This window comes from Nostoc sp. MS1 (genome assembly GCF_019976755.1).
In the GTDB taxonomy this organism is placed as follows: domain Bacteria; phylum Cyanobacteriota; class Cyanobacteriia; order Cyanobacteriales; family Nostocaceae; genus Trichormus.
Map to the genome: position 1 here is coordinate 386,213 of NZ_AP023441.1, position 21,394 is coordinate 407,606.

At 40.4% G+C, this 21,394-nt stretch carries 18 protein-coding genes; 7 read left to right on the forward strand and 11 right to left on the reverse strand.

Going from position 1 to position 21,394, the window contains the following annotated elements:
* Positions 1 to 87: 87 nt before the first annotated feature.
* The 6 genes from NSMS1_RS01625 to NSMS1_RS01650 form a co-directional block, all read right to left on the reverse strand.
* Positions 88 to 801, reverse strand: a complete 714-nt coding sequence (locus NSMS1_RS01625) for a phytochelatin synthase family protein (RefSeq protein ID WP_224090390.1) — start codon at positions 799 to 801, stop codon at positions 88 to 90.
* A 23-nt stretch (positions 802 to 824) separates the two neighbouring features.
* A complete protein-coding gene (locus NSMS1_RS01630) occupies positions 825 to 1,733 on the reverse strand; it encodes a glycine betaine ABC transporter substrate-binding protein (protein ID WP_224090392.1) in 909 nt (302 codons plus the stop codon).
* A 3-nt stretch (positions 1,734 to 1,736) separates the two neighbouring features.
* Positions 1,737 to 2,369, reverse strand: a complete 633-nt coding sequence (locus NSMS1_RS01635; RefSeq protein ID WP_224090394.1) for an ABC transporter permease — start codon at positions 2,367 to 2,369, stop codon at positions 1,737 to 1,739.
* A gap of 65 nt (positions 2,370 to 2,434) precedes the next feature.
* Positions 2,435 to 3,181, reverse strand: coding sequence for an ATP-binding cassette domain-containing protein (locus tag NSMS1_RS01640; protein WP_224090395.1), 747 nt, complete (start codon positions 3,179 to 3,181; stop codon positions 2,435 to 2,437).
* Between the two features lie 264 nt (positions 3,182 to 3,445).
* On the reverse strand, positions 3,446 to 5,131 hold the full coding sequence (locus NSMS1_RS01645; RefSeq protein ID WP_224090397.1) for a hypothetical protein: 1,686 nt from the start codon (positions 5,129 to 5,131) through the stop codon (positions 3,446 to 3,448).
* 40 nt (positions 5,132 to 5,171) lie between these two features.
* The gene (locus NSMS1_RS01650; protein ID WP_224090403.1) at positions 5,172 to 6,122 is read right to left on the reverse strand and encodes an ABC transporter ATP-binding protein; all 951 of its coding nucleotides are present in this window, start codon (positions 6,120 to 6,122) and stop codon (positions 5,172 to 5,174) included.
* A 291-nt stretch (positions 6,123 to 6,413) separates the two neighbouring features.
* Between NSMS1_RS01650 and NSMS1_RS01655 the strand changes: the two genes are divergently transcribed.
* Positions 6,414 to 6,626 (forward strand): hypothetical protein, encoded by a 213-nt coding sequence (locus tag NSMS1_RS01655; RefSeq protein ID WP_224090405.1) that lies wholly within the window; start codon positions 6,414 to 6,416, stop codon positions 6,624 to 6,626.
* Positions 6,568 to 8,208 carry an alpha/beta hydrolase gene (locus NSMS1_RS01660; protein WP_224090406.1) on the forward strand — a complete coding sequence of 547 codons (1,641 nt, stop codon included), beginning with the start codon at positions 6,568 to 6,570 and terminating at the stop codon, positions 8,206 to 8,208. Before NSMS1_RS01655 ends, NSMS1_RS01660 begins: the two co-directional genes overlap by 59 nt.
* A 79-nt stretch (positions 8,209 to 8,287) precedes the next feature.
* On the opposite strand, the gene NSMS1_RS01665 is transcribed toward NSMS1_RS01660, so the two are convergent.
* The 4 genes from NSMS1_RS01665 to NSMS1_RS01680 all read right to left on the reverse strand — a co-directional run bounded on the left by NSMS1_RS01665 (position 8,288) and on the right by NSMS1_RS01680 (position 14,604).
* Complete coding sequence (locus NSMS1_RS01665; RefSeq protein WP_224090407.1) at positions 8,288 to 9,856, reverse strand: GMC oxidoreductase; 1,569 nt, start codon at positions 9,854 to 9,856, stop codon at positions 8,288 to 8,290.
* Positions 9,853 to 10,683 (reverse strand): MIP/aquaporin family protein, encoded by an 831-nt coding sequence (locus NSMS1_RS01670; protein WP_224090408.1) that lies wholly within the window; start codon positions 10,681 to 10,683, stop codon positions 9,853 to 9,855. Before NSMS1_RS01670 ends, NSMS1_RS01665 begins: the two co-directional genes overlap by 4 nt.
* A 78-nt stretch (positions 10,684 to 10,761) precedes the next feature.
* A complete protein-coding gene (locus tag NSMS1_RS01675) occupies positions 10,762 to 13,419 on the reverse strand; it encodes an MGH1-like glycoside hydrolase domain-containing protein (protein ID WP_224090409.1) in 2,658 nt (885 codons plus the stop codon).
* Positions 13,420 to 13,821: 402 nt separating this feature from the next.
* Positions 13,822 to 14,604 carry a glucose 1-dehydrogenase gene (locus NSMS1_RS01680; protein WP_224090410.1) on the reverse strand — a complete coding sequence of 261 codons (783 nt, stop codon included), beginning with the start codon at positions 14,602 to 14,604 and terminating at the stop codon, positions 13,822 to 13,824.
* A gap of 138 nt (positions 14,605 to 14,742) precedes the next feature.
* On the opposite strand from NSMS1_RS01680, the gene NSMS1_RS01685 reads away from it, so the two are divergent.
* The 4 genes from NSMS1_RS01685 to NSMS1_RS01700 all read left to right on the forward strand — a co-directional run bounded on the left by NSMS1_RS01685 (position 14,743) and on the right by NSMS1_RS01700 (position 18,869).
* Positions 14,743 to 14,913: a hypothetical protein gene (locus NSMS1_RS01685; protein WP_224090412.1), complete on the forward strand. Its 171-nt coding sequence runs from the start codon at positions 14,743 to 14,745 to the stop codon at positions 14,911 to 14,913.
* Between the two features lie 484 nt (positions 14,914 to 15,397).
* Entirely contained in the window at positions 15,398 to 16,273 is an 876-nt protein-coding gene (locus tag NSMS1_RS01690; protein WP_224090416.1) for an SDR family NAD(P)-dependent oxidoreductase, read from the forward strand.
* A gap of 189 nt (positions 16,274 to 16,462) precedes the next feature.
* A complete protein-coding gene (locus tag NSMS1_RS01695) occupies positions 16,463 to 17,947 on the forward strand; it encodes a glycosyl hydrolase family 57 (protein WP_224090417.1) in 1,485 nt (494 codons plus the stop codon).
* Positions 17,948 to 18,098: 151 nt separating this feature from the next.
* Positions 18,099 to 18,869 carry a TspO/MBR family protein gene (locus tag NSMS1_RS01700; RefSeq protein WP_224090419.1) on the forward strand — a complete coding sequence of 257 codons (771 nt, stop codon included), beginning with the start codon at positions 18,099 to 18,101 and terminating at the stop codon, positions 18,867 to 18,869.
* Positions 18,870 to 18,978: 109 nt separating this feature from the next.
* On the opposite strand, the gene NSMS1_RS01705 is transcribed toward NSMS1_RS01700, so the two are convergent.
* Positions 18,979 to 19,764 carry an S-adenosyl-l-methionine hydroxide adenosyltransferase family protein gene (locus NSMS1_RS01705; protein ID WP_224090421.1) on the reverse strand — a complete coding sequence of 262 codons (786 nt, stop codon included), beginning with the start codon at positions 19,762 to 19,764 and terminating at the stop codon, positions 18,979 to 18,981.
* Positions 19,765 to 20,056: 292 nt separating this feature from the next.
* On the opposite strand from NSMS1_RS01705, the gene gntT reads away from it, so the two are divergent.
* The gene (gene gntT, locus NSMS1_RS01710; protein ID WP_263432552.1) at positions 20,057 to 21,367 is read left to right on the forward strand and encodes a guanitoxin biosynthesis MATE family efflux transporter GntT; all 1,311 of its coding nucleotides are present in this window, start codon (positions 20,057 to 20,059) and stop codon (positions 21,365 to 21,367) included.
* The last annotated feature ends 27 nt before the right edge of the window (positions 21,368 to 21,394 follow it).

The window sequence follows — 21,394 nt, forward strand, 5'->3', positions numbered from 1 at the left end:
ATTTGTAATTAGTCATTAGTCCATAGTCCATAGTCATTAATCCATAGTTATTAGTTATTTATCTTTTTCTCCTTCCTCCTGCCTGCTTTAAATTTTACTTACAAATACAAAACCGCGAGTTTTTTTGGCAACTGAATCAACTGTATTCATAGCTTTCCATAAGTCTGCTGTCTTCACCCAAACGGGTGGATATTTATAACGAGAGACATCCATAATTAAAAATCTATCTGTCTGTTCGTTATATGCTGCTAAAGGTGATATGTGTCCGCCTTTTTCTTGCCCGATTTCTCTACGTAAATAATTAACTATAACGAAGTTTCCTTTTTGTTTTAAATTTTCTGCTGCTTGTTTTCTAAATTGTTCTAAACTAGTATCACTAGCATGATGAACTTCTACTTTCACACCATAACTAGCTATTAATCCCCCCAATTCATTAAGAGTAATGCCTTGGCGTGCAACTACTTCTGGTGCAATGACAGCTTTGGTTTTTTCGTTACTAAAAAAGTTATCTTGGGTAAATACACGATAGGGTGAATATTGGGGTATTTCTGGTGCGTTGATTCCCAAACTATTCAACACCATAATACTACTAGCTACACCACAATAAGCTTGATTATTTTGCGTGACAAACTGCATACTCAAGGGAAAAAAGTCTTCTCTTGAACGACTTGTGAGTAACAGGTTTTCTCCTTCTGGGGAATTAAAGCCAATGAGGTTAGGTGAGAGTGTGAGGGTTTGAGCAAGAACTTGACTGCTAGACAGTAACAGTCCGATGATTGTTCCTGTAATAAACTTTTTCATGATTATCTTGCAAAGAGGATTTTCTAGGAAGCCTTGAGAAGTCCTTTGGATTTACGGAACTCGCGCACCACTTCTTTAATGTCTTGCAATTCGCCTTCAACTAGGTAATTTAATTGCCGCATTTCGTCCGCAGAAATTTTACCAGTTAGTTGAGCGATCGCATTTTTTAATTGGGGATATTTTTTTAAAGTTTCTTGTCTAATAATTGGCGTTGCTTCATAAGGCGGAAAATATTGTTTATCATCCTTCAAAACTACTAAACCCAAGCGAGAGATTTGTCCGTCAGTGGAATTACCCGCCACCATATCGACTTGTTTTTGAATTAATGCTCTATATATTAAACCCAAGTCCATAATTTGGGGAGGTTTACTAAATTTTAAATTGTAAGTTTTTGCTAACCCTGGAAAACCATCTTCCCGTTCTAAAAATTCATAGCCAAAACCACCACGCCATTGAGGCGTATATTGAACTGCTTGTGTGAGGGTTTGTACATTGTAGCGTCGAGCATCTTCGCCTCGGATGATCATAGCGAAGGTATTTTCAAACCCCAAACTAGGCATGACTTCTAGTTTAAATTGTTGAGCATAAGCTTGTTTGAGTTTCTCATAAACCACTTTAGGATCATTAATTACTGGTTGCTTTAAAATTCCCGTAAAAGCTGTACCTGTATATTCAATATAAGCGTCGATTTGCCCAGCAATAATCGCATTATGGCACACAAATGAGCCACCCAACCGAGGACGACGAGCTACTTTTAAGTTAGTAGTATCTTCAATTTGTTGAGCTAAAATCTCGCCTAAAATATCTTGTTCAGTAAAATCCTTAGAAGCTACAGTAATATCACCACTGCTAGTAATTGTATTAGTATTGCAGCTAGCGATCGCCAACACCAAAGTAAAAGTTAATAAAAAAAATATAATAAATCTTTTCATTAATTACGAATTAACCCTTAACTTCCTTTCCAACCACCCAATTAACAAATCAGCTAATAACGCAATTACCGCCGCAGGCACAGCCCCAGCTAAAATTAATTGATTATTAACTACAGCAATTCCCCGAAAAATAAACACTCCTAAACCACCAGCACCAATTGCAGCTGCAATAGTTGCAATTCCTATAGATATAACCGTCGCCACTCTTACCCCAGCCAAAATTACCCCTATTGCTAAGGGAATTTCTACTTGTAATAATAATTGTCTGTCAGTCATCCCCATTCCTCGCCCAGCTTCCCGAATTGCCGGATCTACACCAGTTATCCCCGTATAAGTGTTGCGAATTATAGGTAATAAGGAATACAAAGTGAGAGCAACAATTGCCGGAATGACACCAATACCACCAATGATAGGAACGGGGATAAGTAAACCAAATAATGCCAAACTGGGAATAGTTTGGAGAATGTTTGCTATACCTAAGATTGGTTGACGCAGTTGTTTTTGACGGGTGATTAAAATTCCTAAAGGGATACCGATAATTATAGCGATCGCGATCGCCACACCTACCAAAAATAAATGCTCCAAGGTATGCTGTAAAATTTCTGGCGCATACTTAATTAAAAAGAAATCTTTCATAAATTAGGAGACAGTTGACAGTTGACAGTTAACAGTTATTTTTTCTCCTCATCTCCCCCCACTCATCACTGAGTACGCAGACATTGCAGGAAAGCAAGAGTTTCTGGATGTTGGGAAGCCATAAATTCATCCTTAGTTCCTAATACTACTAATTCTCCCCCATACATTAAACCAATTCTTGAGGCTAAAACAAAGGCTTCTTGAATATCGTGGGTAACAAACACCACCGTCTTACCTAAATCTTGTTGTAAACGCCGAAACTCTTGTTGCAGTTCTAGGCGTGTGATGGGATCGAGTGCGCCGAAAGGTTCATCCATCAACAAAACTGGGGGATCTGCGGCTAAAGCCCTAGCTACGCCTACTCTTTGCCTTTGCCCTCCCGATAATTCATGAGGGTAACGTTGGGCGAATTGTGCAGGTTCTAAGCCTACCAGATGCAGCAATTCATGAACCCGTGTTTTAATTTGTTTAGGTTGCCAACCTTCTAAACTAGGGACTAAACCTACATTGCGTTCGACGGTAAAATGGGGAAATAAACCAGTTTCTTGAATTACATAACCAATCTTACGCCGCAGTTTAATTTCATCCCATTGTGTTGTAGTTTTTCCTGCAAATAAAACTTCGCCTTGAGTGGGAGTAAATAGGCGATTAATTAACTTCATCGTAGTAGTTTTCCCGCTACCACTACGCCCAAGTAGTACTAATGCTTCTCCTTGGTAGATGGTAAAGTTGAGATGAGATACTAAAGGACGATTGTTGCGGCTAAGTGTAACATCATGAAATTCAATTGTTGCTGGGTTTGTGTTTGACATAATATTTAATAATTATTAATTATTGATAATAATACACAGTATTCTTTGGATTTTTAAATCTAAAAAATTATACTCAATTTATCAGCTAAAAAACATTTAGTGTACATACGGCAGATTTTGGGTAGATGAGGTACATGCCTAAAACCCAAAACCATGTAGAGACGTTACATGTAACGTCTCTACAGTAGTGAACTATATGAGTAGGATGGGCATGAACTACCCTAATGGGAGATTTATAAAAAAATCAAAATCAGATGCCTGTAGTTAGTTTCCTGCTAAGAGGACTTTTGTTGCTGATTCACCAGACTTTTTCAATTGTTTTGTAATTTTGAACAACAATAAACTCAAAATTACACCGTGTCCCATTATTGCTAAAAAGGTAGGAATCATTAATTCATCCCTTATTGTTGAAAATAGCATAACTAATGGTGAGGCTATAGTAAATAGCCAGACAAAAGGTTGGCTGTCAGGGGTAGAAGACAATATTGACAAAATAAATAGTGGCACGATAATGACAGCAACCAATAAGGCATTAACCCAGAATAGTCTATATTCATTTTTCATAAATAAAACTAGTTGGGCTAAGGCTGCATAGATTACAGCTAAACTACCTGCAAAAACTAGAGATAGCAAGGCATAAAACTTGTTATTGCCAGAACTCGGTACAACTACAATGAAGAAAATTAAACAGGCGATCGCTATGAAAACATTGATGGCGATCGCAACTATTCCCGGACTCTTTTCACCCCAGACCAAATCTTTGATTAATTTGTCTTTACCAAGCTTCTGGGAGCTATAAATATGCCGATAGCGTGACCAATCTTGTAACGTTTGGCGATTTGGAGTAAGTGCAGCAATTAGATATAAGAACAACCACAAATTTAAAAACATCAAACAAGCCAAATTCTCTCTCAACCCAGAGTATGAATTAAACTCGTTGGTAAATCCTGACTGCCAGTTAGCACAACCTAAAGTAAAAATTACAAAACTAGAAGTTAATAAATAACTTTGCTTTTTACTCAACATTGTAACAGTTTTATCTTGATAGCAACGTCTCAGAGATTGCCAAATAAAGTAAGTGCCTACTAAATAAACTAGGAGACTGAAACCTACTGTGATGATAAAACTGTTTCCTAATGGCATAGCAAACCAATGAAAACCATCAAATTGAAAGTCACCTAAATGATTGGAAATAAAATAATAAGGGTTCAGTAATCGAAATACTACAAATGGATAATTAAATGTTGAGTTATCTTTTATCACTTCTTTGCTGAATAAAAGCAATCCTAAAATGAGTCCACTACCTAACCAAGCTTGAAAACCTCTTAACCAAGTACCGATTAACCCAAAAAGTAATGCTCCACTGAAGTATAAAATACTAGTTCCTATCAAAACTGCATAAAAGCCAAAAATATGACTTAAGGCAATTTGAGCATGTATACCCAACCATAAATGAAAAGGAACCGCCACTAATGATACAACGTACAAAAGTATGGGAACACCTAGCATTTTTCCTAAAAATATACTTTGGTACGACTGAGGACTAAGACGAATAAAATTGAGTGTACCTCGCCGTTCTTCAGTTGCTAAATCACTAATTAGTAAATAATTTCCCCCTACTAAAATTACAAAAATACCAATTAAACTGAGCAAATTAAAGACATCTTGGCTCCATAATTGCCAGTTGACAATTACACGATCATATTTATCGACGATACATTGCGACAGACTTCCCAAAGAAAGACCTGTACAATAGGCATGAGAATAGTCATAAGTTGTATTGATGTATTTTGGTGGTAGTAGACGTTGGCAATATATTAAGAGAATAAACTGACCGAGTAAAGATATCGCAACGGCTGGTAGAATATTAGTTGCCTGCCAACGTCCTTTAATTTCGCGTAATAGTTGCGGGTTCAATTCGCCTAGTTTGTACATAAAATTTTGTATCATGGGATTAACTCCAAAATAGGCAGTGATAATTTTTGACTAATTAAGAAGCTTGTTTGTGTCCTAACTTTAAGAAGATACTTTCTAAGTCTTCTTGAGTGCAGTGAAAATTGGTGATGGGAATGCCGGATATAATTAGCGATCGCAATAATTCTGCACAATCTTCTTGAGTCCCAGAAAAATTAACCCGCACGCTATTTTTATCAGGAATTGGCTCTAAATATTCCACCAATGGATGATGCTTTAATTCACCGATAAGCAACTCTATATTATCTAAAGTTGATAACACAATCTGTTGTTGAGACAGACGTTGGTAAAGTTCTTTGAGTGAAGCACTTTCTACTAAAAAACCCAACTCCATAATGCCAATGGAAGTACAAAGTTCGGCTAAATCACTCAAAACATGGGAAGAAATAAAAATTGTCATCCCAGCTTCTTGCAAAGCCTTAATGATTTGCCGAAACTGCATCCTCGCAATGGGGTCAAGCCCAGAAACAGGCTCATCTAAAAACAGTACAATGGGTTCGTGGATAATTGTCCGCGCCAAACTCAAACGCTGCTTCATCCCCCGCGATAGGGTGGAAATTCGGCTTTTGCGTTTATTTTCTAGTTGTATCAGTTCCAAAACTTCATGTAGCCGTTGAGTGCGGCGTGGTTCGCGTAAACGATACAACCGTGCAAAATAATCTAAGTAATCCCAGACAGTTAAATCTTCGTATAGGGGATAGTCATCGGGTAGGTAGCCAAGAAGACGCTTGAGAGTGGGGTTACTCTTGTCAAGTCGTAGCTGTTCACCGTTAATATAAATCTCACCCGTAGTTGGTTCTTCAGCTGCTGCCAACATACGGATGAGAGTAGTCTTACCTGCACCATTCGGCCCAATTAGTCCATATACTTCACCAGCTTGAATTTCTAAATCAACATTGTTGACAGCCAAGTGTCTTTCAAATTGCTTGGTTAACCCACAGGTACGAATAGCTAATTCTTTTACCATAGCTGCTACAGTGCGGCCGTTGTTTAAACAATAACCTAACCTGTGTATTGAGGCTGTGCCAGTCTTGTTTCCAAAATTGAAACTAATTAGTCATTAGTCATTAGTCATTAGTCAACAGTCAACAGTCAAAACAAGCTTCCTAGAGATAGATGCAATTTGCTGCCAAAATGGCTAACCTATCTATGCAGCACGGTTAATGGTGCAAAACAGAGAATACGAAAGTAAGCAATTGTCTTATGATGCAAATAGCATATTCGTAATCTCTCAACCCCTAAAAGTTTCCATCTACTCTTGGGTTGGCGATTTTTCACTAGTTGGTGGGTGTTATGTGGTTCAATACCGCTACACAACTGGCTACAAGCTGGGGAGATGAGTATTAAACAAGAACAACTTGCAACTAACACGCGCAGTTTGTTTGGACGAGGTAAACAAGCGGATTATTCTCATGAAAAGGTTTTTGAAGTATCTGAGTCTAGGTTTACTGTCCACTGTTTTGACCGCTAAACCAGGTTTAAGTGCTGAACGCATCAGTCTTTTTTACCCTCCTTTTGGAGAATTTTCTCTACCTGTTAATTCGTTAGAAACTTTTGCTAAGGAAGGAAAGGTTGATAGTGATTTACAATTTTACGCTCAACGTGTAACTCCCGAACAACTGACTCAATTACGAGAATTTCTTCAGCAACGTTTTAAAGTAACGCCTACTTTAATCTCTCAGGTTACTTACTCACCCATCGGTGAACAGGTTTTGCAAAGATTGGGCGATATAGTACAGACTGATTCTCGCCAGAATGGTTTTTATGCTTTGCGTGGCGCACTAATTGTATCAGCTTCTCAACCACAGGGTGTATCAGTTGTTAATGTACTGCGTAATTTTCCTAGCACTAATGTAAGGCTGAATTTTTCAGAAGGCGTGCGAATAGTTAATGACTTATCGCAATTAACTAGAACTAGGGATAAAGTTTTTGCTTCTCTACAACAAGACACTTTAGCCCAGACTATTATTGCTAATCAGAATGAACCTCAATTGCCAGATTTACGATCGCCTGGAAAATTTCGTTGGCAAATAGCCAGCTTTACTCTCAATGATCCTCAGCGCGATCGCACTTTACCTGTAGATTTATATCTACCGCAAACAACTACAGCGAGTACAGGACAGCCGCCCTTTCCCCTCGTTGTCATTTCTCACGGTATCGCTTCAGACCGCTATAGTTTTATTTACCTAGCAGAACATCTAGCATCCTACGGTTTTGCTGTTGCTGTATTAGAACATCCTGGGAGTAACGCTAAACGCTTTGAACAATACTTTGCGGGTTTGGCAGGGCCACCACAACCAAGGGAATTTATTGATCGGCCTTTAGATATCAAAATTCTCTTAGATGAACTCCAGCGTTTAGCACAATCTGATTCTAGACTTCAGGGGAAACTTAATTTTCAGCAAATTGCAGCGATCGGTCAATCCTTTGGCGGTTATACAGTGTTGTCCTTGGGAGGAGCAAAAATTAACTTTCCTCAACTTAACCGAGAGTGTAACCCGGAAAATTCTAGCTTGAATGTCTCTCTATTGTTGCAGTGTGAGGCGAACAAGTTACCACCACAAGATTATCAGTTACAAGATAGCCGCATTAAAGCAGTCATTGCCATTAATCCTATTACGAGTGCTGTTTTTGGTGAAAGTGGTATAAATCAGATGAAACTACCTGTGATGGTGATAGCAGGTAGTCAAGATATTTTCGCCCCACCAGTAGCCGAACAAATTCGCCCTTTTACTTGGTTTCCCAACCCCAACAAAGATTTAGTCTTAATTGACAACGCCACCCATTTCACCCTCATTGGTGACTCACCCCAAGGAAATAATGTCCTACCAGTACCAAGCGGTTTACTTGGCCCTGAAAGGACTGCGGCTTATTCCTATCTCAACGCTTTAAGCGTGGCTTTCCTTCAAGCGAATCTACTCAATCGTGCTGAATATCGTGCTTACTTGCAGCCTACTTACACCCAATCTATTAGTCGCCCTCCTTTGAATCTCAGCATTTTGCAGTCGTTGAGTAACGAAGAATTGACGCAAATTGTAGGAAGTAGGAGATGAGGGAGAAATTATTACTCATAACTCAGCATTCAGCACGCGCTAAACGCGCCGCTACCGCTAACACAACTCAGCACTCAACTTATGATTTCCAGCGTGCTAACAAATGATCGCCTACTCGCAATGAGTTGGCAATGATGGTTAATGTTGGGTTAACTGCCGAACTAGATGGAAAGAAACTGCCATCGACGACATAGAGGTTATCAACATCATGTGTACGGCAATTTATATCCAGAACTGAGGTTTGAGGGTCTTCGCCAAAGCGACAAGTGCCACATTGATGACCAACAGATTGTAATGGCATCAGGTTACGAGGATAAAGGCTGAAGGGAATACAATGTTCTGCACGATCAACTTGTTGGAGAATTTTTACCCAGCGTTTTACCAGGCGATCGCTTGCTTCGAGGTTATTGAGTTTATAGTTTAAATATAGGCGATCGCTTTTAATTTCCACCCGGTTTTCTGGGTCTGGTAAGTCTTCTGTCTGCAACCACCAGCCAACGGTGCGATCAGCTACAGTTTTTAACTCTGCTTCTGGTCTAAGTTTCAACAGTGGAGCCAGTAGTGCGGGAGCTTCGGCTGGTAGCATATCTGCTAAGACATTACCTGTATTCTGGATCAAACCCATTGGGTAGGGAAAATCGGCTTCGCCCCAGTAAAAATCGCTAATAGCAATGGTTTTTTGATAAACAGCAGGGTTAAGTTTTGTGTTTAGTTGTACCATTGCCATGCAAACATGCTTCATCAGGTTACGTCCCACCTGATCGGAACTGTTGGCTAAACCGCGCGGATGTTGATCGTTTTGCGATCGCAACAGTAATGCAGCAGAATTAATTGCTCCACAAGCAACGACAACGATATCGCTGGTAAATAACTGCGGTTCGCCGTTAATTTCGGCTTCGACGCTGCTAACTTCCCTACCTGAAGGACTGGTATGTAGTCGAGTTACTTTAGCTTCGGTGAGTAAAGTAATATTGGCATAGTGGCGAATGGGTTTAATGCAGTTAACTTCTGCATCAGCTTTACCCTGAGTTAAGCAGGGAAAGCCATCACAGGTATTACAACGAATACAGTTCCCCAAGCTTTGGTCAACTTCATTCAGTTTCAACCCTAATGGTAAGTTGAAAGGATGTAAGCCTACCGACTGGAAACCATGAGCTAGTTCCTGCATTCGTGACTCATGTTGCACAGGCGGATAGGGATAGGCGTTACTTCTGGGTGGTTCGGTGGGATCAACTCCTACTTGACCGTGAACATCATACAGTTGCTCTGCTTGAGTGTAGTAAGGTTCTAGGTCTTGGTATTTCAATGGCCATGCTGGAGAAATACCATCCTTATGTTCTACTTGCTCAAAGTCACGTTCTCGTAGTCGCAACAAAGCTGCACCATAAACTTTGGTATTACCACCAACCCAATAATTTACCCCTGGACGGAAGGGTTTATCGTTGATGTCGTACCAATTTTCTTGCGTGTGGTAACGCTCGTTTTGGTAAACCTCCCGCGCACTCCAATTTTCTTTTTCTCTGGGTAAGAATTTTCCCCGCTCCAAGATTAAAATTTTCTTGCCACTGGGAGCGAGATGATAGGCTAAAGTACCTCCTCCCGCGCCAGTACCGATAATGATGACATCGTAATGAGTATTGGCTGTCATAGATTTTCTCCTGGGATGGGAAGGCGATCGCTTAAATCCATTTTGCCGTTACGCTTGTAATCGCAACGAAAAATACAACGCTGATGATTGTCGTGATGCAGCTTGGCACATTTGACGGCTTTTTGACCGAATAAAGATTGGTATAAAATTGATGCAATCAACATACCTATAGGTGGTATAATTACATATATCCAAAATGCTGTCCAAACCCTTGCAGGTAAAGCCGAAGCTAGGCTACGGGCAGGGTTCATACTGAAACCAGATAAAGGTGCTTCAAAAAAGACATAAAGCATTACCAGAAACCCAGCAAACAGCCCTGTATAGCGGTTGAGTTTTTGATTGTTGCTAGTTAATAAAACGGTCATCATCATCACAAAGGCAATGAATAGTTCAGCGAATAAAGCAACTAGCCAACCTAAACTGCCTGGGACTGTGACGATGTAATTTATAGGTGATTGGGTGAATACTTCACCTAACAGTATTGCTACTAAGGAAATGCCTATTAACCCACCCAAACATTGAAAGAGAATGTAGAAAATAGCATCCTGGCGTTTAACTTTTCCTAAACGATAGAATGTCAAGGTGACAGCCGGATTCATGTGTGCGCCAGATTGTTTACCCCAAGGGGAATAGATGAGAGAAATTGCCGTCGTACCCATAATCACACCCATCAAAAATCGCCGTAAATCTCCATTGGGAATTGCTTGATGAATGGGAGAGCCTGGATATTCAAACACACAACTAAATAACCCCGCAGTCATCATAAATAGGGCTAATTCTGCGGCTTCCATGAGGTATTCTGGTAGATGGTCGCTAAATTTAGTCATTAGTCATTAGTCCATAGTCCATAGTTATTCTCCTCTGCTCCCCCCACTTCCCCCACTCCTTCATCTCCCCCACTCCCTCTACTCCTGCGCCCGACACTCAGCGCTGTGGAGAATCATCATTGCCACTAATCCCGTCCAACCCGTTTGGTGACTAGCGCCAATCCCGGCTCCGTTATCTCCATGAAAATACTCATGGAATAAGATATAGTTGTGCCAGTGAGGATCAGATTGAAATGTTTCCAAACCACCATAAACTGGACGACGGCCTGTAGAGTCTTGTTGAAAAATTGCCACCAGTCGATCAGATAGAGCGATCGCAACTTCTTTTAACGTCATCTCTTGCCCAGAACCCGTAGGACATTCCACCTTCAAACTATCTCCGAAGTAGTCAGAAAACTTCCAGAGAGCTTCAATAATTAAGTAATTTACAGGAAACCAAATCGGCCCACGCCAGTTAGAATTACCGCCAAACAACCCTGTAGACGATTCCGCCGGCTCATAGCGGACGCAGTAATCATGCTCTCCTTGATGTAGGATGTAGGGATGTTCTAGATGGTACTTAGAAACTGAGCGAATCCCATAGTTACTAAAAAATTCATTCTCGTCTAACATCCGTTGTAAGATGCGTTGTAACTTGCCTCGATAAGCGATCGCCAATAGCCGCCGCGCACCAATTCCCGGTGTTTCCATACAAGCAACGTTGTTTTTCAAATCGGGACGGTTACGAATAAACCATTCCATCCGCCGCTTGAAACCAGGAAAACGTTGTAAAGTTTCTAACTCCAGTACCGTCACAGCATAGAGAGGAATCAACCCTACCATTGAGCGCACTTTCAGGGGGAATTGTTCGCCATTCGGTAAGTGCAGCGCATCGTAGTAAAAGCCATCTTCCTCATTCCACAAGGAAATATCTGCATTGCCAATGCCATTAATGGCATCGGCAATGTAAAGAAAATGTTCAAAAAATTTGCTGGCAATATCTTCATAGGTAGAATCGGCTTGAGCCAGTTCTAAGGCGATCGCTAACATATTTAAACAGTACATGCCCATCCAGCTTGTACCATCTGCTTGGTTAATATGTCCGCCTGTGGGTAATTCCTTGCTGCGGTCAAATACCCCAATATTGTCCAGACCTAAAAACCCACCTTGAAAGACGTTCTTACCTTCGACATCTTTACGATTTACCCACCAAGTAAAGTTAAGTAACAGCTTGTGAAAGACCCTTTGCAGAAAAGCGCGATCGCCTTTGCCATACACTTTCTGCTCAATCTCATATACACGCAAAGCTGCCCACGCTTGTACAGGGGGATTGACATCACCAAACGCCCACTCATAAGCCGGTAATTGCCCATTTGGCTGCATATACCATTCTCGTGTGAGCCGTTCTAATTGCAACTTGGCAAAATCTGGGTCGATGGCGGCAAAGGGGATCAGATGAAAAGCTAGATCCCACGCCGCAAACCAAGGATATTCCCATTTGTCTGGCATGGAGAGAATATCTTCACTAAATAAACTAATCCACTCATGGTTGCGTCCGGCTTTTCTTTCTGGCGGTGGGGGTGGTTGTCCTGGGTCGCCACACAGCCACTCATGCACGATGTAGTTATAATACTGCTTACTCCACAACAAGCCGGCAAACGCCTGTCGTTGAATATTGCGTTCATCTGCGGACAGGGGAAAAGGACATATACGTTGGTAAAACTCATCAGCTTCCGCTATCCGCGTTTGGAAGATGGTATCGAAATCATTACCAAAGGGGTCTGGTAATGTTTGCACATCACTCAACCGCAGACGCAATACTTGAGTCTCCCCAGGCGCGAACTGTAATTTGTAATGGGCAGCAAATTTTGTCCCTAGACGTTGGGGATTGACGGCTGCTGTTTTACCATTAACTACATAATCGTTGATACCATCTTTGACATAAGCCGAGTCATTGCTGAAGCCAAATAATCTTTCGTAATTAGTTTCGTTATTTGTAAATAGAAGTTCTGCACCGCTTTGGCAATACAACCAGCGAGTTTCCAGGGTGGGATGCTCTGCTTCAATTAAACTAAAGTTGTTATCTGAACTCACCACTTTAATAAATGGTTCGTCAATTTCCCCATCCTTCTGCCAGAGTTTGCGAAACCAAAGTGTGGGTAGTAAATGGAGTGTGGCGGCTTGTGAACTGCGGTTAGTGATGGTAATTTGCATCAAAATGTCTTCTGGTGCAGCTTTGGCATATTCTACAAACACATCAAAATAGCGATTATCGGCAAAAATGCCTGTATCCAGTAGCTCAAACTCTGGCTCAAATTTGCCACGGCGTTGATTTTCTTCTACCAGTTGCGCATAGGGAAATGCTTGTTGGGGATACTTATACAAGCATTTCATGTAGGAATGGCTGGGTGTATTGTCTAAATAAAAATAATATTCTTTAACATCCTCACCGTGATTGCCTTCTGTTCCCGTCAACCCAAACAACCGTTCCTTGAGGATGGGATCATGACCATTCCAAAGTGCGATCGCTAAACACAAACGTTGCTTATTATCAGAAATACCAGCGATCCCATCTTCGCCCCAACGGTAAGCCCGCGATCTAGCATGATCGTGAGGAAAGTAGTCCCAGGCAGTACCATCACGACTATAATCTTCGCGTACTGTACCCCATTGGCGATCGCTGAGATAAGGCCCCCAGCGTTTCCAGTAGGCGATACGTTCCCGATCCTGTTGCAATCTTATTTCTTCTGGAGTCATAGCAATTTTGAGTTTATAAAATTTAAAAATGGAGAACAGGGAGCGATTATCAGAAGTCGGTTAATGAGTCTTTGATACTCGCCAATGAGTCTCGGAACTCGGTTGATGAGTCTTGAATACTCACCGATGAGTCTTTGATACTCGCCAATGAGTCTCGGAACTCGGTTGATGAGTCTTGAATACTCACCGATGAGTCTTTGATACTCGCTGACGAGTCTCGGAACTCGGTTGATGAGTCTTTGATACTCGCTGATGAGTCTTGAATACTCGCCGATGAGTCTCGGAACTCGGTTGATGAGTCTTTAATATTCGCTGATGAGTCTTAGAAATTTATTAATGAGTGATTAATACTCGCTTACAAGTTTCGGAACTCCATTTCCCTGTCCTTGGTTCCTATCTTTATTATTGCTCCTGATAATTCCAGAGTAATCCACCGTCAACAAAGAATGTTGTACCTGTAACATAGTCCGACTCAGCAGAGGCAAGAAAAGCCACAATAGAAGCAACATCCTTTGGTTGCCCTAACCGTCCCAAGGGAATATTTTTCAGCAGCGCACCTAATTTTTCTGGGTCGTTTAAAAGCTTAGTATTAATGGGAGTTTCTATAGCTCCTGGGGCGACATTATTAATAGTGATACCATAGGGAGCTAATTCTACGGCTAAATTCCGGGTGAGCATCTTTAAACCGCCTTTGCTGGCACAGTAAGACGCAAAGTGAGGGAAGGGTAACTCCTCATGTACGGAACTAATATTAATAATTTTGCCTGGTTGTTGGGTTTCTATTTGATGTTTGGCAAATGCTTGAATGGCAAAGAAAACCCCTTTGAGATTCACATTCATCACAGCATCGTAATCTGCTTCGGTTACATTCCAAAAATCAGCGTTTTTTTCTATGCCTGCATTGTTAACTAAAATATCTAATTTACCGAAATGACTAATACTCTCTGTAATCATCCGTTGCACATCAGAGACAATTCCTGTATCTGCTTGAATTGTCAACCCATCAACTAAGTGACACTGCCCACCAGCAGCCTTTACCTTTGATAAAGTGTTTTCTGCTCCTTCAGGATGGGAGCGGTAGTTGATGACAATACTTGCTCCTTCTTGTGCCAAACGAATTGCGATCGCCGCTCCTATGCCTTGGCTACTGCCTGTTACCAGCGCCACTTTTCCTTCTAGCTTCATAATCGATATCCAATGGCTCGAATTTGGGCTTGAACACAGTGTAGAGTTAATTGGATTTAAAGTATTGAAAATAATTGCTAAACGTCCAATCACAGAATTGGGAACCCTAAGTATTAAGTTTTTTATGGAGAAAGTTACATGAGAGTAGCTTCTGTGTACTTGGGTTTGGTGGCAGGAATCTTGACGGGTGGAATCTTCCTTCCTGCGATCGCTCAAGTAAAATCAGACGGAACTACTAACACTAATGTTGATTCCAAACCCCCCGCCAATATACAGCCGCAATTAATTTGTACTACTTCATCTGATTGATTTGGAAAGGTTGCGGGTGTTCAGATCCCCGACTTCTTAAAGAAGTCGGGGATCTATGAGCCTTCACTGTTGCCAGTTCCCGCCAGAGTTAAATTGTCAGGGGATCATCATATTTATGCTGAACTATTCATAAAAACTTATCTAAAAAACGAATTATTTATATATCTGCTTGTAAATAAGTATTAAGAAATTCTTATTAAAGATTGTTGCAGGTACTTGATTTAATTGCTAACGTGTGTAAAGCAACGATACAGATAAACGCTCTGATACAAAAGAGGTCAAACCTATGAGCAATATCAATTTAGCCAATTGTGTAAGAAAGTGATGAGAATCTGCATTGGTTTGCAGATTAGCCTAGAAAATCTATCGTTGCTAGAGGCTAATTGCTTTTCTGTCATTGATGACAACTAAAGATTTATTTTACCTCACGTTGATTGATTAATTCCGAACTGGGGTAAAAGCGAGACTCTGGAGGATAAAATCCATGAAGATTCAAGGTAAGGTTGCCCTAGTGACTGGGGCTTCCCGTGGTATTGGTAGAGCGATCGCTTTAGAATTAGCGCAACAAGGTATCCATAGATTAATTATAGTGGCACGCGATCGCCAAAAATTAAGAGAAGTTGCCCAAGAAATCGAGGCGATGGGAGTCCAAGCTGTCACTTTAGCAATTGATTTAACCCAAGTGACGGAGGTAAACATTGCCATTGCCCAACTGTGGCGCAGTTACGGCCCCATTCACTTACTAGTTAATTGTGCAGGCGTTGCATATCAAAGTTCCTTCTTACGTTCCAAACTTCCGCAAGTCCAAGAAGAACTCTCGGTGAACTTGTTGGGAATGTACACCCTCACAAGTCTCATCGCCAAACGCATGGCCAGCCAAAGACAAGGAACAATTGTCAATGTTTCCAGCTTAATGGGAAAAGTGGCTGCTCCAACAATGGCGACATATTCAGCCACAAAATTTGCCATCTTAGGCTTTACCCAAGCCTTGCGGCGCGAACTAGCTGAGTACAACATCCAAGTAAAAGCGTTACTACCAACTCTCACCGAAACAGATATGGTACGTGACTTAAAGCTATTTCGTTGGGTGACTCCCATGACACCGCAGCAAGTAGCTAAAGCCTTAATTGTTGGATTAGAAAAAGATGCACCAGAAATCTTAGTAGGTTGGCAAAGTCATTTAGCTATCTGGTGTCAAAATCTAGCGCCTTGGTTGCTAGAGTTGATTTTAAAAATAGCCACACCGCCAGTCAACATACAACAAGCTCACGAAAACTCAATTTGGGCAAAAATCCAGCGTTTTGGAGATTTATTATTCTCAAAAAACAAGCTACGCCTTGTATTCGCCCGTAAGATGTGAAATACAGCAGGAGATAGTTCCGTTTCGGTAACTTCCATAAATTTATAAGTTACGTTTAAAATTCCTCAGCCAAAAACTGATGGAATTTTCTAGCGACACCATACAATAATTACGAATTACCAATTACCAATTACCAATTACCCATTACCAACTACCATAATCAATATTCATCATTGTGGAACAACCAAAATGCTTTCCCTAGAAAATACCACCCTGCCGGAAATTATTGATGGGTTGCCAAATATATCTGGTTCGGAAGCTGAGGTTCTGTCTGTAGTTAACAATGATGCGCCAGTCTTCTTACCTACAACCAATATTAACTTAGCAGATGTAAATGCAGTATTTGCGATCGCTCTACATATGCACCAACCAACTATACCAGCCGGTAGTGGTGGCGAATTGATCAGTAATCTGCAATATATGTTTGCCCATCCCCAGGAAGGCGACAACCACAACGCTGGACCTTTTGCTTGGTGTTACAGCCGCATGGGAGATTTTATTCCCGAACTCGTTAGCCAAGGTTGCAATCCTCGCATCATGTTGGACTACTCTGGTAATCTCTTGTGGGGGTTACGGCAAATGGGCCGCGATGATGTCTTAGATAATCTCAAGCGAATTACTTGCGATCCTAAGTATCAACCTTATGTAGAATGGCTAGGTACAATGTGGGGTCATGCTGTTGTTCCCTCCACACCAATCGAAGATATTAAATTACATATTTTGGCATGGCAACAATATTTTGCCGCAATTTTTGGCTGGGAAGCATTAGCCAGAGTTAAAGGTTTTTCTCCGCCAGAAATGCACCTACCAAATCACCCAGATACATTATTTCAATTTGTCAAAGCCCTTAAAGAATGTGGTTATCGTTGGTTACTAGTACAAGAACATACAGTAGAAACAATTGATGGACAACACCTAACTGATAAACATTTGCCTCATCGCTTAATTGCTCGTAATTCTCAAGGCGAAACTATTAGTGTCATTGCCTTAATTAAAACCCAAGGTTCCGATACTAAATTAGTTGCTCAGATGCAGCCATACTATGAAGCCAAAACTTTATCAAAACGTCGTTTAGGAAATGTAGAAATTCCCGCAATCGTTAGTCAAATTGGTGATGGTGAAAATGGCGGTGTGATGATGAATGAATTTCCTAGCGCCTTCAAACAAGCTTGGTGGGATATGGTAAATAACGGCGGCGGAAGGTCTGGTGTTGTTGGGGTATGTGGCACAGAATATTTAGAGTTAATAGAGGCGGCAGGTTGTCAAGTTGAAGATTTTCCTGCTTGTCAGCCAACAGGACAACATCAGATATGGCAGCGTGTTTCTTCAAATAATTCTCAACCAGAAGCAGTAGAGAAAGCTATAGAAGAAATCAAGCAAATTAATCCTAACTTTCATCTAGAAGGAGCTTCTTGGACAAATCATATCAGTTGGGTCAAGGGATATGAAAATGTTTTGTCTCCTATGTATGAATTGAGTAATTTATTTCATCAAAAGTTTGATAGTTTATTACTCGATTCAGATTCATCGATGACTAAACAAGCCAATTATCGTCAAGCATTATTATACAATCTCTTATTGCAAACAAGCTGTTTCCGTTATTGGGGGCAAGGCGCTTGGACTGATTACGCCCGTGAGATTTATCAACGTGGGAAGAGTTATATTAATTCGTAATTTGTAATTCGCAATTACGAAGTTATACAGAATACTCTTGTGGGGTGGGCATCTTGCTGCCCTTATTATGCAAATTGAATGGGTAACAGCTTAATACTCATTCTATAATAATTTATTATTACTTGTTGCCAACAAAACACAGCCCTGAATCATGACCGAATCCAATAATAGTAATGGAATAATTGAAAACTTCGTCAACATATTGATGGGTGTAAAAACTGGAAATAAACAGACTTCAGTTACATCAATAGGTAATACACAAGAACTAGATATCAAAGCAGTTTTAGTGTATAAATTAGGAACTATTACCCAAATAGGGGCTATGGTTCTGGCGTTGCTGGGAATGGAAAAATTAGTAATGTGGATTGATCACAATTCTTCTATGCCCAATTGGTTTAGCACTTTATTGACTGTATTATTTTTTGGTTTATTAAGTTTGCGTTCACGACTTTTTTCTCCTTTAGATAATACCCGTTCTCGTCAGACCTATGACCAAGTAATTAGACCTAGATGGTCACCTCCACCATTAGTATTTCCTATAGTTTGGATGATGATTGCCGTTTTACGGGTAATTTCTTCTGTCTTAGTTTGGCAGCAAATGAATCACCAGTTTTTGGTTCTACCTTTCATTTTGTTTGTAGTACATCTGGCTTTAGGGGATACTTGGAACACCATTTTTACTGTAGAACGACGATTAGGTGCTGCTGTTCCTGTAGTTATTTTAGGCCCTTGGTTGTCTGCCATAGTAGTGACAGCAATTTATTGGCAAACTATTGCGATCGCCGGAATAACTTTATCATTTTCTTGTGTGTGGCTAACTGTAGCGGCTGTATTAGTATTGAGAATTTGGCAGCTAAATGGCTCTGAGCCATTGTATCCTTTAAAACTAACATTAGAAACCAAAGAGCTTGAACATAGATGACAGAATGATAAAACGCCAAGTCAATACTATAGCAGCACTAGCCAAACCAATAGCTAATGTCTAATACTGCTATAGTTTTTGATTTTGTTATGAAATTAGTAGTCAGCCTTTAACTAACATTTATCTGTGTACCAATTGCTGGGCGATTAAAAGATTCCCAGGCATTACCACCCCTAAGAAATACTTCCATCCAGCACGTATGTTCACCTTGTGAATTCATCCAACCACTGCTTCCAGGAGCAAAAGCTAACTGGCCAGTTTTTACTGCAAAACTCCCATCACTTTTGATTGCTTTGTGTTGGTTTTCACCAATTTGCACTAATACAGTATCACTTTGATGTGTCTTGCTTTCCTCATACTTAATAGTAGTTTTTAAATTACCGTAGCCATCAATATAGGCTATACAGTTGGGTGGCACATCAGGTATCTCAGAGCGCGGAATTTCCTCATCTAAAGCATCAGGTAAACCTAAAGCGATCGCACCTGCCGCCTCTGGAAACAAATCACGAGAGCGGAACTGTGAACCCTCTGCGGCAACAGCAGCCCACCGCAATTCTACAGCCAAATCACGTACGAACGAGAAAGTATAACCTGCATTGACACCAATGATACGCACACCCGTAAGCAAGCGGGCAAAAGCCAGACGTTCACCAGCATTTCCAGGGCGTGCCTGTTCATCATCCTCACGGGGTGCAATATTATGATAAATAATTGTCCCGGCTGGAGCTTGATTCAAACCTAACTGTGCGATACAGAAGCTGGCTGCTAGGGTGGCAAAAGCCGGCACGGGTGTCAGTATTGGTTCGGCATCCGGTAGATGAAGCTTAATACGCTGTACCACCTCTGCAAAAGCAAGGTCGCCAAACCCATAATCAGCAATAATATGAACTAGCATAAAGCCCTGTCCTTACTGACACCGTGGACTACTAACATTGGAGTTAAAAGTCAGATACAATTAATGCTTTTAATATCCAAAGTAAAGATGACTTAATTCTTTTTGTGAAACATCACTCTGAGGTTGTAATTTACACATTCATGAAATGTGTTGATGCTGACTTTGAGTTGGGCGATCGCTAGTTTTGTCTCATGGTACTAAGTCCAAGCCCGACAATATTTAGCTAATAATCTTTCAAACTTAAATTCACCTAAAATAGTATTGTTGAGAAAATTGATTATTCCTACTTATTTTGCACCAAGATTCTGGATTAGTTCGCTACTTTTTTAAACTTGCATCTGTAAATGTAATTTCAAATTTAATGGTTCCGTTAGCTGGACTATTAGATGTGATGTTTTTAGGTCATTTAACCCAAATTCGCCATTTAGCAGGTGTGGCACTAGCAACGATTCTATTCAATTACATTTACTGGACATTTGGTTTCTTGCGCATGGGTACAACTGGAATGGTTGCACAGGCAATAGGACGTAAAGATTACCAATCAGTTTTGTTGATTGGTTTACGACATGGAATCTTAGCATTGATATTAGGATTGGTTATTCTAGTGTTGCAGCAACCCTTACAAATTTTGGGATTTGCTATCTTGAATGCAACCCCTGAAGTTAAAGAATCAGGAATTAATTTCTATAATGCTTTAGTCTGGGGTGCGCCTGCCACGTTGATTAACTTTGTGTTGATTGGTTGGTTTTTAGGGCAAGCCAAAAGTAGTAAAATATTGTTGCTTTCAGCCGTTGGTAATTGTGCAAATGTATTACTTGATTATTTATTTATTGTTCAATGGGGATGGGAAAGTAGAGGAGCAGGTTTAGCAACAGCTATTAGTCAGTATTTGATGCTCATGGTGGGTGCTGTGCTATGTTCTCAAGAAATTTCATTTAAACAGTTATCTACTTTGACTGGAAAACTGTTTGAGCTATCGGCTTTTAAGTCGGCTTTAAGACTTAATGGGGAAATTATTATTCGGACTTTTGTTTTAATCTCGACAATGGCAATGTTTACTAACTTCAGTTCAATGTTAGGAACGCAAATTTTGGCAGCTAATACTGTACTAATGCAAGTAGTGGGATTAGCAGCATATTTTATTGATGGCTTGGCATTTGCTACTGAAAGTTTGGCAGGAATTTATCAAAGTAATGCAAATAGTAATAGTTTGAAACAACTATTAAAAATTTCTTTAATTGGCAGTTTAATTATAGGGATAACTGTTGCTGTTGTCTTTATTTTAGCTCCAACATCACTATTAAAATTACTGACTAGCCATACAGAAGTTATTATTAATTTGCGTTCTTATATTCCTTGGTTACTACCCGTTTTAGGATTTGGTGCGATCGCTTATGCACTAGACGGTTATTTTTTAGGCTTGACTCAGGGTCGTATCCTACGAGAATCTATGCTCATCGCCACAACCATTGGTTTTATTCCATCTGCAATGACAGCTTGGTATTTCCACAATAGTCATCTACTATGGTTATCAATGGCTCTATTTATGGCAGCAAGAGCAATAACTTTAGCACTACACTTACCAGCAACATTAAATAAGTAATATCAAGTACGGATAATTCACTCGGTT